We start from the raw sequence: 12,767 nt of genomic DNA, 5'->3' as shown, positions 1-12,767 counted from the left end.
GGACGTTTCTCTGTCTTCTGTGCTTCAGGTTATCCAAAGATAACAAGAAACCACATCAAACAGTGAAGCTGACACCGGTCATCGGGTCCCCCCTACCGGCGCGATATGCAAACGTCTGATCCATCGAACCGAACCAAACCGCCCACATATCTCTTCAGATACTAAATTTTCAAACAGCGTAGAGGCAAAAAGAAACAAGATGCGCTAATCTTAAAGCGCGCCCCGCCTCAAACCTCTGATATTGTCCCGGCTTCCAAAACCAACCACCGTAGCAGTCCGTCCCGTCCGCCGCTCCGTCGTGCATCACTGCGCCTCCGGTGAAGGGGCTTCTACGGTCAGCGAAGAAAGGGCGCAAGCGGATTCGTTACAAAAAATGCATGAACCCCAAAAAAACTGCGCAGACCTGCGCCCGTTGCACAGGCATGATGCAGACCGACAACCATCCCATTGGACGATCTTGTGCGTCCGACCAGAGGCAACCACCAGATGCGCCATTTCCTCACCCTCCTCACCGCCCTCGTCCTGTTCGGCTGCACTGCGCCAGAGGGGCCGGCCCTGTCCCCGCCCCCGCCGGGGAGCGTCCGGGTGGCCACCCACAACGTCCATTACATTGTCCTGAACGAGGCCACCGGACCGTGGTCCGTGGGCAACTGGGAGGATCGCCGCACCGCGCTCGACGCGGCGTTCAAAGCCGTGGCCCCCGATATCATCGCCTTTCAGGAGATGGAGAGCTTTGCCCGTGGCGACGATGGCCGCGTGAACCTCGCCCGTGACTGGCTGCTGGCGCAGAACCCCGGCTATGCGGCGGGAGCGAGCGGCGATTCGCGCACCTTCCCCTCCACTCAGCCGATCCTCTATCGCACCGACCGCTTCACGCTGCTGAATCCGGGGTGGTTCTTCTTCTCCGACACGCCGGACGTGATCTATTCGCGGACCTTCGACGGGTCCTACCCCGCATTCGCCAGCACCGTACGGCTGGCCGATGCGGACGGCACCGTGCTGAACGTCGTCAACGTGCATTTCGAATACAAGAGCGGGTCGAACCGCACGGCCTCGGCCCGGTTGGTGGCAGAGCGCATGGCCCCTCTGATCGCGGCAGGTGAACGCGTCGTGCTGACCGGCGACCTGAATGCCATGCGCGGATCGCCGACGGCCGACATCCTGCGGGACGCGGGGTTCACCTTTCTGCCCGTCACCGGATCGACCTATCACTTCGACCGGGGGATCAACCTGTTCGGGGCGATCGACCACATCGCCCTGTCGGGCCCGCTGGACGCCACGGGGCCGGTGCAGGTGCTGCGGCAACGGTTCATGGGGCGCTGGCCGTCGGACCACTATCCGGTCGTAGCCGACATCACCCTACGCTGACGCAGGCCCTGCCCGCACGTCATGCGCCATGATTGGCCCGCGACTGCGGCCGGGATTTCTGGTACCTTTGATACATATCCCCTGCACATCCCCAGCATAGGCACCCCCATGACCACATTCACCGTGAACGGCACGGCGCGCACCGTCGATCTGCCCGGCGACACCCCCCTGCTGTGGGTGCTGCGGGACGAGTTGAAGCTGACCGGCACAAAGTTCGGTTGCGGCATCGCCCAGTGCGGCGCCTGCACCGTGATGCTGGACGGCCAGACGCGCCGGGCCTGCGTGACACCGCTCGACACGCTCGAAGGGGCCGACGTGCGCACGATCGAAGGCCTCGACACGCCGGAGGCGGATGCCGTGAAGGCCGCATGGACCGCCATCGACGTGCCGCAATGCGGCTGGTGCCAGTCCGGTCAGGTCGTCAGCGCCGCGGCACTTCTGTACGAGATCCCCGATCCCACCGACGCCGACATCGACGCGGCCATGGCCGGCAACGTGTGCCGCTGCGCCGCCTACGTCCGTATCCGGCAGGCGATCAAGGACGCCGCCCAGAGCCTGAAGGCATGACCATGACACTCACACCCAGCCGCCGCGCCTTCCTCGCCTCGACCCTCGGGCTTGTCGTGGCCGTCAGCCTGCCGCTGCGGGCACGCGCGCAATCGGGGGCGGCGCTTGCGTTCCAACCCGACGGCAGCGCGCCGACCTTTGCGCCCAACGCCTTCATCCGCGTGGACCCGGACGACACCGTCACCGTCATCATCAAGCATATCGAGATGGGTCAGGGCCCGATGACAGGCCTTGCGACGCTGGTGGCCGAGGAGATGGACGCCGACTGGTCCCAGATGCGCGCCGAATCCGCCCCCGCCGACGACGAGAAGTACAAGAACCTCGCCTTTGGCCTGCAGGGCACCGGCGGTTCCACCGCCATGGCCAACAGCTATACCCAGATGCGGCAGGCCGGGGCCACGGCACGCGCCCTGCTGGTGCAGGCCGCCGCCGACGCGTGGGGCGTCGATCCCGCCCGCATCACCGTGGCGAACGGCGTGCTGACCGACGGGACCAACATCAGCACCTTCGGCCCGCTGGCGGCCAGGGCCGCCCTGCTGACCCCGCCGGAAGGCGCCCCGCTGAAGGACCCCGCGCAGTTCACCTTGATCGGCACCGACCGACCCAAGCTCGACAGTCTGGCCAAGTCCAACGGCACCGCCGTGTTCACCATGGACCTCGACCTGCCGGGCATGGAAACCGTCGTGATCGCACATCCGCCGATGATGGCCGGCACGGTGGCGTCCTTTGACGACACGGCGGCACTTTCCGTCCCGGGCGTCACCGCAGTGCGCCAGATCCCGCAGGGCGTCGCCGTCTATGCCACATCGACCCACGCCGCCCTGTCGGGGCGCCGCGCGCTGGTCGTCGACTGGGACAGCACCGCGGCCGAAACGCGCACGTCCGCGCAGATGATGGAGGATTTCGTCACCCTCGCCCGCACCGAGCCCGGCCTGATGATCGAGGAATCGGGCGACATCGACACCGCCCTGACCGGTGCGACACAGGTGCTGGAGACGGAGTTCCGTTTCCCCTACCTCGCCCATGCGCCGATGGAACCGCTGGATGCGGTGATCGCGGTGACGGGCGGTCAGGTCGAGACATGGGGCGGCTACCAGTTTCCCGGCTTCGACCGGCAGGCCATCGCCGGAATCCTCGGGCTGGAGATGAACGCGGTCAAGATGAACGTCATGCTGGCGGGCGGGTCGTTCGGCAGGCGGGCGCAGTCCAGCGCCCAGATCGGCAACGAAATCGGCGAAATCGCCAAGGCCGCCGGCCGCGACGGCGCGTGGAAACTGGTCTGGACCCGCGAGGATGACCTGACCGGCGGCCACTACCGCCCGATGACCGTGCACCGCCTGCGCGGCGGCATCGATGCGGACGGCAACGTCGTCGGCTGGCACGACGTGATCGTGAACCAGTCGATCATGGCCGGTGGCCCGATGGCGGCCATGATGCAGGACGGCAAGGATCCCACATCCTACGAGGGCGCGGTGAACATGCCCTATGCCCTGCCCCACCTGCGGGTGAACTGGGTGCAGACGCAAAGCCCGGTGTCGGTCCTGTGGTGGCGGTCGGTGGGTCACACCCACACCGCCTATGCGACGGAGGTATTCCTCGATCAGTTGTTGGTCGCGGCGGGCAAGGACCCGGTGCAGGGTCGCCTCGATCTGCTGAAACCCGACATGACCCGCGACCGGGCGGTGCTGGAACGGGTGGCGCAGATGGCGGGCTGGGACGGGCAGACGGTCAAGGGCGACAAGGGCTACGGCGTGGCGCTGCACGAATCCTTCGGCACCTATGCCGCCCAGATCGCCGAAGTGCAGGACGTGGACGGCTTTCCGCGCGTGACCCGCGTGTGGTGTGCCGTGGATTGCGGTGTCGCCGTGAACCCCAACGTGATCCGCGCGCAGATCGAAGGCGGCATCGGTTACGGCCTTGGCGCCGTACTGTTCAACGCGATCACGCTGGGCGACGGCGGTGTGGTGCAGGAAACGAACTTCGACACCTACCGGATGCTACGCATCAGCGAGATGCCAGCCGTGGAGGTGGAGATCATCGCCAGCACCATCGACCCCACCGGCATCGGAGAGCCGGGAACACCCCCCGTCGGCCCTGCCATAGCCAACGCATGGCGTGCCCTGACGGGCAACGCCATCACGACCCTGCCCTTTCAGCCTCCGGTGAATGCATGACCCTGACCACACTCGCGCGCGCGACCTTCACCGCGCTGATCCTTGCCGCCCCTGCGCAGGCGGAAACCATCAACGGCCTGCGCACACCGGACGAATTCGCGGACATCGCGGATGCGGCCGAACGGTCCGCCGCGCTGTTCGAGGAAATGTTCGTGGTGATCGAACACCCGCGCTGCCTGAACTGTCACCCGGTGGGCGACACGCCTCTGCAGGGCGATCTGATGCAGCCGCACCAGCCCCCCGTGATGCGCGGGCCCGGCGACTTCGGCGTGACCGGCATGACCTGTTCCACCTGCCACGGGGCCGAGAATGTCGCCTACACCACCGGACAGGGGTCGATCCCCGGTCACGAGCCGTGGCAGCTGGCACCCATCGAGATGGGCTGGGTCGGCCTGAGCGCCGCCGAGGTCTGCGACCAGATCAAGGACCCCGCGCGCAACGGCGACAAGACGCTGGCCGAACTGCAGGTCCACAACGCAGAGGATGGTCTGGTCGGCTGGGGCTGGGAGCCGGGCGAGGGCCGCACCTCCGCCCCCGGCACGCAGGCCGTCTTCGGCGACCTGACGCAAGCGTGGATCGACACCGGCGCGGTTTGCCCGATCAGCTGACGCCAGAGCAGGGGCAGGTCCATCGCGGCCTGCCCCCGGTCATGTTCTAGTCAGTCGCGGTTTGCGCCCCGATGGTACGGCTGTGGATGATGATGCCATTCTCCATCACCCGGAAATTGCCCGTCGGTGCGCTGTCGCCCCCGAACTGGTCCGCCGCGATGCCGATCAGGCCGACCACCGTCACGCAGATCATCAGGATGCTGGATCGCATCATGTACCAGGGTCGCGTGTCGGTGCCGTCGGCATCCGTCATCGGGGATGTGTCGTTCGTCATGCTCGTCATGGCCTGTGTTCCTGCCTGCCCGGACCCGCGTTGATCGCAGGCTCCACGACTCGGACCTAACACAGGCGCCGTTCACGGGGCAGTCACGACACCGTCTGCGGCACCTCGTCGGCAGGATGCCGCGCCCTGATCGCCACAGGCGGCGTCAGGGACCGGTGCGGTGAAAGACGGATGTCGGCGACAGATCGGGCGCCGCCCGCACCGCCCCCTCGCCCACCAGTGCCACCAGTTGCGCAAAGACGTTGCGCGCCGCGATTGGCCACAGGGCGGGCGACACGTCGGTATAGACCGCCGCCGTCAGCCCGGCCACATCGCGCGGCACATCCAGCGCCGCCAGCACCTGCGCCCGCCGTTCGGCCCGGTGCGCCAGCAGCCAGTCGATCCGCGCCGCAGGGTCCGTCACAGGCGCGCCGTGCCCGGGATACAGCACCTTTGCCCCCAGAACGCGCAACCGACCGCAGGACGCGATGAAATCCACGATGTCCCCGTCGGGCGGCGAGATCAGGGACGTGGTCCATCCCATCACCAGATCGCCGCTGAACGCCGCATCCCGCCAGCCCAGACAGATGTGGTTGCCCATGTGCCCCGGCGTATGCAGCACCCGCAGCGGTCCCGCGCCCGTGTCCAGCACGGCCCCATCCGCCAGCGCCACGTCGGGGGCGAATCCAGCATCCACCCCCTCGCCGCCACCGGCGTAGCCCGCCGCCACGAGGGCCTGCATCACCGCACTCCGCCCCGCGTCCGCAGGGCCAAAGCCGCACACGGGCGCGCCCGTCAGCCGCGACAGTGGGCGCGCCAGCGGTGAATGATCCGCATGGGCGTGGGTCACCACGATATGGCTGACCGCACGCCCTGCGATCGTCCGCACCAGCGCCGCCAGGTGCACGGCATCGTCCGGACCGGGATCGACCACCACGACGCGGTCCGCGCCAAGGACATAGCTGTTCGTGCCCCAGCCGGTCATCGCGGACGGGTTCGGGGCAAGGACGCGCACCAGATCCCGCGCCACCGCCTCGGCCACGCCCACCACCGGTGCAGACTGCTGATCCATCCGCTTTCCCATTCTCCGCTTCACCGCTAGGCTATGCCATGTTCTTCAAATGGCTCAAACCCTACCTGCCGCGCGGCCTTTATACACGGGCACTGATCATCCTGATCCTGCCCGTGGTGTCGCTGCAGCTGCTGGTATCCATCGTCTTCATCCAGCGCCATTTTGAGGGCGTCACCCGCCAGATGACCGCCGCCGTCGCGATCGAGCTGCGCTATCTGCGCGACGTGGCGGATGCGGCGCCCAACCGCGCCACCGCCATCACCGATGTGGCTGCCATCGCCAGCCCGCTGGAACTGGCCGTGACATGGCCACCCGTCGTGCCGCAGGTCGGCGACGACCGGCTGTGGTCGGACTTTACCGGCGATACCGTCGCCGCCCGTCTGCGCGAGGGGGTGCCACAGATCGCACAGGTTTCCATGGCGGACCGCAGCCGCGTCACCGTGTGGGTCGCCACGGCGCAGGGTCCGCTGGCCGTCGATGTGCCCCGCCGTAGGCTGTCGGCATCGAATCCGCACCAGTTGCTTGTGATCATGGTCGTGCTGGGCGCGCTGATGACCACGATCGCCTATCTGTTCCTGCGCAACCAGTTGCGGCCCATCACCCGCATGGCGCAGGCGGCCACCGATTACGGCAAGGGGCGCATCACCCCCTACAGCCCCGGCGGCGCGGTCGAGGTGCGGGCGGCAGGCATGGCGTTCCTCGACATGCGGCAGCGGCTGGAGCGCCAGATCCAGCAGCGCACCATGATGCTGTCGGGCGTCAGCCACGACCTGCGCACGCCGCTGACGCGCCTGCGCCTCGGGCTGTCCCTGCTCGACGACGCCGAGGCGGAGCCGATGATCCGCGACGTCGACGAGATGCAGCGCCTGCTGGACAGCTTCCTTGACTATGCCCGGTCCGGCGTGGGCGATCCGCTGGAAACCGTCGATCCGGTCGGGATCCTGACCACGCTGGTGGCCGATTACGCCCGCATGGACCGCCCGGTGACGCTGGCCCCCTCCACCGGCGCGGGGGCGAATGTGCCGCTGCATGCGCTGGCGATCCGCCGCGCGTTGGACAACCTGATCGGCAACGCCCTGCGCTATGGCCACCGCGCGCAGGTGTCCGCCCATGTGACGGACCGCGCCATCCGCTACGTGGTCGAGGATGACGGCCCCGGCATCCCCCCCGACCAGAGGGAGGAAGCGACGCGCCCGTTCAGCCGTCTCGACCCCGCCCGCAATCAGGACGCAGGCTCCGGCGTGGGCCTCGGCCTTGCCATCGTCGCCGACATCGCCCGCAGCCACGGCGGTGCGTTGCGCCTGTCCGACAGCACGGACATGGGCGGGTTGAAGGCTGAACTGGTCCTTGCGCGGTAAGGTCAGATGTCGAAGAACACCGTCTCTTGCGGGCCCTGCAGATGGATGTCGAAACGGTAGGTGCCATCCCCCTGCCCCACCGCGATCAGGGTCGGCACGCGCATCCGGTGTTCCAGACGCGACAGGATCGGATCGGCGGCATTCGCCTGCGGCTCGTCGTCGAAATAGATGCGGGTCTGCAGGCCGGTGTTGATCCCGCGTGCAACGATCCAGACGCTGATGTGCGGCGCCTGCAAGCGTCCGTCGGTCCACGGCACGCGGCCCGGCTTCACCGTCTCGAACCGGAAAGCCCCCGTTGCCATGTCGCTGGCGCAGCGGCCAAAGCCGGTAAAGTGCGGGTCCGCATCCGCGTGATGGCCTGCGAACCGCCCGTTCGCATCGGCCTGCCAGACCTCGACCAGTGCGTCGGTCAATGCCGCCCCCATGCCGTCATGCACGGCCCCGGTGATGACGATCTCGCGGCCCTGTACCGGCCCGGTCTTCATCCGCGCACCCAGATCCTCGGCAAACAGCCCCGTGATCCCGCAGACATTCGGTGTGCAGCCGATGTGGACGTAGGGCCCCGCCGTCTGGCTCGGGCTTTCACGCAGCGTGTCGGCGTCATGCACCATGTTCACAATCCCTCCGGCCGCGTCTCGAACGCGGTCTGCCGCCGTCCCCGCAGCACGATGTCGAAGCGATAGGCGCGCGCATCCATCGGCACCGTCCGCGCCATGTCGAGCGGTGCGATCAGCGACCGCACCGCGTCCGGGTTCTGGATCGCGCCGACGATGGGACAGCGCGCGATCAGGGGATCGCCCTCGAAGTACGTCTGGGTGATCAGCCGCTGGGCGAACCCGTGGCCGAACACCGAAAAATGGATATGCGCGGGCCGCCAGTCGTTCATCCCGTTGGGCCACGGATAGGGCCCCGGCATCACCGTGCGAAACTCGTAACCACCCTGCGCATCGGTCATCACCCGCCCGCAACCGCCGAAATTGGGGTCGAGCGCCGCGACATAGCCTTCCTTGCGGTGGCGGTAACGCCCGCCCGCATTGGCCTGCCACACCTCCAGCAGGGCACCGGCTATGGGTCGCCCGAACTGGTCCTGCACACGGCCATGCACGACGATGCGCGGCCCAATGGCGCTTTCACCGGTAAAGTTATGGATCAGGTCGTTGTCCTGCGGGCCGATGATCCCGTGGCCAAAGACCGGCCCCGTGATCTCGCCCGCCGTGGCTGGGAACGACAGGAGTGCGGCCTGCGGCGACCGCTTCACGCTCGTCTTGTAGGGCGGATGCAGGGCCACGGGCTGCCACGCCCGGTCGCGGGCGGCATAGCCGCCCATCGGCGTCACGGGTCCGTCGTCCATCCGCACACTCTCCTTACGCTGCAGTTTCGACCGTGAACCGCCGCCCTGACGATTGCAAGCGCGCCCCGGAACGCTGCGTGGGCCGCTGTCGCATCATAGGACATGTCCCCGACACAGGATGTCCCGTGCCATGCGGCGCTGGCGCGGCCATCCCTGTCGTCACGCCCCGAACATCGCCCGCAAGGCCGCTTTCTGCACCTTGCCCATCGTATTGCGCGGCAGCGCATCCATCAGATGGACCTGTCGCGGCTGCTTGAACCGGGCCAGTCGACCGGCGGTGCCACCGACGATGCCCTCCGCCGTCAGCACCGCCCCCGGTGCCAGCACGACGGCGACCGCCACAACCTCGCCTAGGTCCGCATCCGGCAGGCCGAAGGCCGCACTCTCGACCACGCCGTCCAGCGCGTCGATGACGCTCTCCACCTCCTTGGGATAGACGTTGAAGCCGCCGGTGATGATCAGGTCCTTGGACCGCCCGACGATGGTGACATAGCCATCGCCATCCTGCGTGCCGATGTCGCCCGTGGCGAACCAGCCCCCCGGGCGCATGTCGGCGGCGGTCTTGTCCGGCATCTGCCAGTAGCCTTGGAACAGGTTCGGGCCCCGCACCTCGATCCCGCCGGGCGTGCCGGCTGCCACCGCCTGCCCCGCGTCGTCCACGATCCGCAGATCGACGCCGGGCAGCGGCAGCCCCACGGTTCCGGGCTTGCGCAGGCCCACGCAGGGGTTCGACGTGGTCATGTTCGTCTCGGTCATGCCATAGCGTTCCAGCACCGTGTGCCCGGTCCGCGCCTGCCAGCGGGCATGCGTGTCCATCAGCATCGGGGCCGAGCCCGAGATGAACACCCGCATCCCCGCCACCGCGTCCGGTGTCAGCCCCGGCTGATCCAGCAAGCGGACATAGAACGTCGGCACCCCCATCAGCGCGGTGGCGCGACCAAAATCGGCCAGCACCGCGGCGGGATCGAAGCTGCGGTGCAGGATGATCGCCCCACCTGCCAACAGCGTGACGTTGATCGCCACGAACAGCCCGTGCGTGTGGAACACCGGCAGGGCATGGATCAGCGTATTGTTGTCCGTGAACTGCCAGAGGTCGCGCAGCGTCAGTGCGTTGGACAGCAGCGCATCGTGGCTCAGCATCGCGCCCTTCGACCGCCCCGTCGTGCCGGAGGTATACAGGAAAGCCGCCAGATCGTCAGGCCCGCGCGGCACGGGCCGCGTCAGCGGCGCGGCCTCCGCCGCCGCATCCGCGAGGCTGCCCGCGCCGTCCGCATTCAGCGTCAACACATGGGTCACGCCGGCCGCCTGCGCCACCGGCGCAAGCTCTGCCAGCCGTGCGGGATCGCAGATGAAGACGCGCGGTGCCGCGTCGGTCAGGAAATACGCAACCTCCGCGCCCGGATAGGCGGTGTTCAGCGGCAGATGCACCGCCCCCGCCATCACCGTCCCCAGATAACAGGCCAATCCGGCAATGGATTTCTCGACCTGCAGCGCCACCCGGCAGCCCGGCTGCACGCCCAGTCCGATCAGCGCGGCGGCGTGCCGCGCCGCCATGTCCCACAGCGCCCCATGGGTCGTCACCGCGCCGGTCGCCGCATCGATGGCAAAGGTAGCCGCGTGCGGTGCCTGCCGCAGCGCATCCACCAGATGGTTCGTGTCCATGGCACCCCCCCTTGGCCAGGCCCGTTGCAATCTGGACAGCACCTGCACAAAAGTCCATCCGGGCCGGCCTGCCCCTGCCTTTACGATTGAAATCGCCCCGCCCGCGGCGCAAGGGGGGCCGACACCGCAGTGAGGCACCGGACCCATGACCATCGACTATCTCGTGACCCATTCGGGGGGGTTCCACGCCGACGAGCTGATGTCGAGCGTCATCCTGACCCGGCTGTATCCCGACGCCCGGATCGTCCGCAGCCGCGACGCCGCATGGATCACGCCGGCAGCCGACCGGATCATCTATGACGTGGGTGGCGGCTTCGATGCGGATCAGCGCCTGTTCGACCACCACCAGCGCGACGCCCCGCTGCGCGACGATGGCCAGCCCTACAGCAGCTTCGGCCTGATCTGGCGGCAGTACGGGCACGCCTATCTGGCGGCGCTGAACGTGCCAGAGGCGGACATCGACGGTATCCACGCCAAGACCGACGCGAGCTTCGTGCTGCCCATCGACCTGCTGGACAACGGCGCGATCAGCCCCGCGGTGGCCGGGCCGCTTGCCGCGATGACCCTGCCGTCGCTGCTGGAAACGCTGAAGCCGGTGTTCGATCAGGGCGGAGCCGAGGCCGAGATGCAGGCGTTCCACAACGCGCTGACCATCGCCCGCGCCTTCGTCGAGGCGCGGATCGCCCGCAGTGCGGCCGGTCAGCGCGCCGACGGCATGGTGATGGACGCGATCGCGGCCGCAGGCACCGACCGCGTTCTGGAATTGCCGATGGGGATGCCGTTCCGGCCCGCCGTCATCCGCGCCGGCGCGGATCACCTGCTGTTTGTCGTCACGCCGCGGGGCGAAGGCGACTGGACCCTCGGCGGCATCCAGGCCGAGGCGCAGGGCTTTGCCCTGCGTGCCGACCTGCCCGCCGCCTGGGCCGGACTGACCGGCCCCGCGCTGGAAGAGGCGAGCGGTGTGAACGGTGCGAAGTTCTGCCACAACGGCCGCTTCATCGCCGCCGCCAGTTCGCGTGACGCAATCCTCGCCATGGCCCGCATCGCCGTGGCCGAGGCGGAAGCGGCAGGACTCTAGGCGCGCAGCTCCGCCGCAAAAACGCTTGCGGACCGCTGCGGAAATCCCTAACTCACGCACCAGTGGCCATCGGGCCCGGCGGCGAGTTGGCGGAGAGGTTACGCAGCGGATTGCAAATCCGTGTAGACCGGTTCGATTCCGGTACTCGCCTCCAGCTATGATTTTCGGCCTATACTGGGCTCTGTCGCACAAATCCTGCGAGTGATTCATTTGTGGATCCAGCGTGGTAGCTGGGATGCATGAGCAGACCGACACCACTGACCTACAAAACCAAGAACTGGCCAGCCTGTAACGAAGCGCTCAACAGCTGGGGCTTGCCGACGGTCTGGTTTGACCCCCGGGGATAAGCTGGGATGCCGCGCCGACAGGCAGGCGTGGCCGCCATCAGACCTACGGTGACACCGCCATTCAGACGTGTCTGACGATGGAGGTTCTGTTCGGCCTGGCGCTTCGGCAAACGACCGGTTTTGTCGAAAGCCTGCTGTGGCTGGTTGGCCTCGACTGGACGGTGCCCGACTTCAGCACGCTGTCCTGCCGTCAGAAGAACCTGGCCATCAACATCCCCTACCGTGGATTGAAGGGCCCGCTGCACCTGCTCATCCCCTCCCATGGTTCGAAGACAAATCACTGCCGGGCAGTGGACAGCACGGGCATCAAGGTCGAGGGCGAAGGCGCGTGGCACGCCAGCAAGCATGGTGGTCCCAAACCGCAGGTCTGGCGCAGGATCGACCTCGGGATCGACGAGCAAACGCTGGAGATCCGAGCCGCCGAGATCACCGGAAGCCACATTGGTGACGCTCCGGTCCCGCCCTATCTGCTCGGCCAGATCCCGATCGGCGAAGAGGTCGGCTCGGTGACCGCCGTCGGTGCCTACGACACCCGCAAGTGCCATGATGCCATCGCGGGCCGCGGTGCCCACGCTGTCATCCCGCCCCGAAAGAACGCGAAGCCGTGGCAGCCCGTCACCGGCGGTGCCGCCGCGCGAAACGAGATCCTGCGGGCCTCCAAATAGCTCAACCGCGCTCTGTGGCGACGATGGAGCGGATACCACCAACGGAGCCGCGTCGAGACGAAGATGCATTGTGTGAATCTGCTTGGGCAGCGCCTCATGGCACGGGACTTCGACCGCCAGGTCGCGGAACTTCAGGTCCGTATCGCCATGCTCAACGGCTACACAGCGCTCGGCATACCCGTCAAAAAAGCTGTGGGATAAACCCGTCCGGGAAAAGGCGAACCTGGGCCACAAGCCGATTTGTGCAACAGGGCC

Annotated in this window: 11 protein-coding genes, 1 tRNA gene and 1 pseudogene; 8 read left to right on the top strand and 5 right to left on the bottom strand. The window is 67.5% G+C overall.

Features of this window, described 5'->3' with window-relative positions; genetic code table 11:
- Window positions 1-486: 486 nt before the first annotated feature.
- The 4 genes from BMX16_RS16510 to BMX16_RS16495 all read left to right on the top strand — a co-directional run bounded on the left by BMX16_RS16510 (window position 487) and on the right by BMX16_RS16495 (window position 4,717).
- Window positions 487-1,368, top strand: a complete 882-nt coding sequence (locus tag BMX16_RS16510) for an endonuclease/exonuclease/phosphatase family protein (RefSeq protein ID WP_143058082.1) — start codon at window positions 487-489, stop codon at window positions 1,366-1,368.
- 108 nt (window positions 1,369-1,476) lie between these two features.
- Window positions 1,477-1,935: a (2Fe-2S)-binding protein gene (locus tag BMX16_RS16505; RefSeq protein ID WP_089905794.1), complete on the top strand. Its 459-nt coding sequence runs from the start codon at window positions 1,477-1,479 to the stop codon at window positions 1,933-1,935.
- A gap of 2 nt (window positions 1,936-1,937) precedes the next feature.
- Window positions 1,938-4,109 (top strand): xanthine dehydrogenase family protein molybdopterin-binding subunit, encoded by a 2,172-nt coding sequence (locus BMX16_RS16500; protein ID WP_089905792.1) that lies wholly within the window; start codon window positions 1,938-1,940, stop codon window positions 4,107-4,109.
- On the top strand, window positions 4,106-4,717 hold the full coding sequence (locus BMX16_RS16495; RefSeq protein ID WP_089905790.1) for an Isoquinoline 1-oxidoreductase subunit: 612 nt from the start codon (window positions 4,106-4,108) through the stop codon (window positions 4,715-4,717). The genes BMX16_RS16500 and BMX16_RS16495 overlap by 4 nt, the downstream gene beginning before the upstream one ends.
- Window positions 4,718-4,763: 46 nt before the next feature.
- On the opposite strand, the gene BMX16_RS16490 is transcribed toward BMX16_RS16495, so the two are convergent.
- Together BMX16_RS16490 and BMX16_RS16485 are read right to left on the bottom strand one after the other, a co-directional pair.
- A complete protein-coding gene (locus BMX16_RS16490) occupies window positions 4,764-5,000 on the bottom strand; it encodes a hypothetical protein (protein ID WP_089905787.1) in 237 nt (78 codons plus the stop codon).
- 145 nt (window positions 5,001-5,145) lie between these two features.
- Window positions 5,146-6,051 carry an MBL fold metallo-hydrolase gene (locus tag BMX16_RS16485; protein WP_089905785.1) on the bottom strand — a complete coding sequence of 302 codons (906 nt, stop codon included), beginning with the start codon at window positions 6,049-6,051 and terminating at the stop codon, window positions 5,146-5,148.
- Window positions 6,052-6,089: 38 nt separating this feature from the next.
- Here BMX16_RS16485 and BMX16_RS16480 point away from each other — a divergent pair, with 38 nt between their 5' ends.
- Window positions 6,090-7,409: an ATP-binding protein gene (locus BMX16_RS16480; protein WP_089905783.1), complete on the top strand. Its 1,320-nt coding sequence runs from the start codon at window positions 6,090-6,092 to the stop codon at window positions 7,407-7,409.
- A gap of 2 nt (window positions 7,410-7,411) precedes the next feature.
- Here BMX16_RS16480 and pcaG read toward each other — a convergent pair whose 3' ends face one another.
- From pcaG to BMX16_RS16465, 3 genes are all read right to left on the bottom strand, one after another.
- Window positions 7,412-8,020 carry a protocatechuate 3,4-dioxygenase subunit alpha gene (gene pcaG / locus BMX16_RS16475; protein WP_089905781.1) on the bottom strand — a complete coding sequence of 203 codons (609 nt, stop codon included), beginning with the start codon at window positions 8,018-8,020 and terminating at the stop codon, window positions 7,412-7,414.
- A gap of 2 nt (window positions 8,021-8,022) precedes the next feature.
- Window positions 8,023-8,760, bottom strand: coding sequence for a protocatechuate 3,4-dioxygenase subunit beta (gene pcaH / locus BMX16_RS16470; protein ID WP_089905779.1), 738 nt, complete (start codon window positions 8,758-8,760; stop codon window positions 8,023-8,025).
- 159 nt (window positions 8,761-8,919) lie between these two features.
- A complete protein-coding gene (locus BMX16_RS16465; protein ID WP_089905777.1) occupies window positions 8,920-10,422 on the bottom strand; it encodes an AMP-binding protein in 1,503 nt (500 codons plus the stop codon).
- 145 nt (window positions 10,423-10,567) lie between these two features.
- On the opposite strand from BMX16_RS16465, the gene BMX16_RS16460 reads away from it, so the two are divergent.
- The 3 genes and pseudogenes from BMX16_RS16460 (at window position 10,568) to BMX16_RS16450 (ending at window position 12,713) form a co-directional block, all read left to right on the top strand.
- Window positions 10,568-11,500 carry an MYG1 family protein gene (locus BMX16_RS16460; protein ID WP_089905775.1) on the top strand — a complete coding sequence of 311 codons (933 nt, stop codon included), beginning with the start codon at window positions 10,568-10,570 and terminating at the stop codon, window positions 11,498-11,500.
- An 80-nt stretch (window positions 11,501-11,580) separates the two neighbouring features.
- Window positions 11,581-11,654: transfer RNA gene (locus BMX16_RS16455), tRNA-Cys, on the top strand.
- An 85-nt stretch (window positions 11,655-11,739) separates the two neighbouring features.
- Window positions 11,740-12,713: pseudogene (locus BMX16_RS16450) on the top strand (IS5 family transposase).
- Window positions 12,714-12,767 lie beyond the last annotated feature (54 nt).

This window comes from Loktanella fryxellensis, from assembly GCF_900110065.1.
Lineage (GTDB): Bacteria > Pseudomonadota > Alphaproteobacteria > Rhodobacterales > Rhodobacteraceae > Loktanella > Loktanella fryxellensis.
The sequence above is the reverse complement of the archived record's forward strand: the minus strand, read 5'-3'. Positions and strand labels throughout refer to the sequence as shown.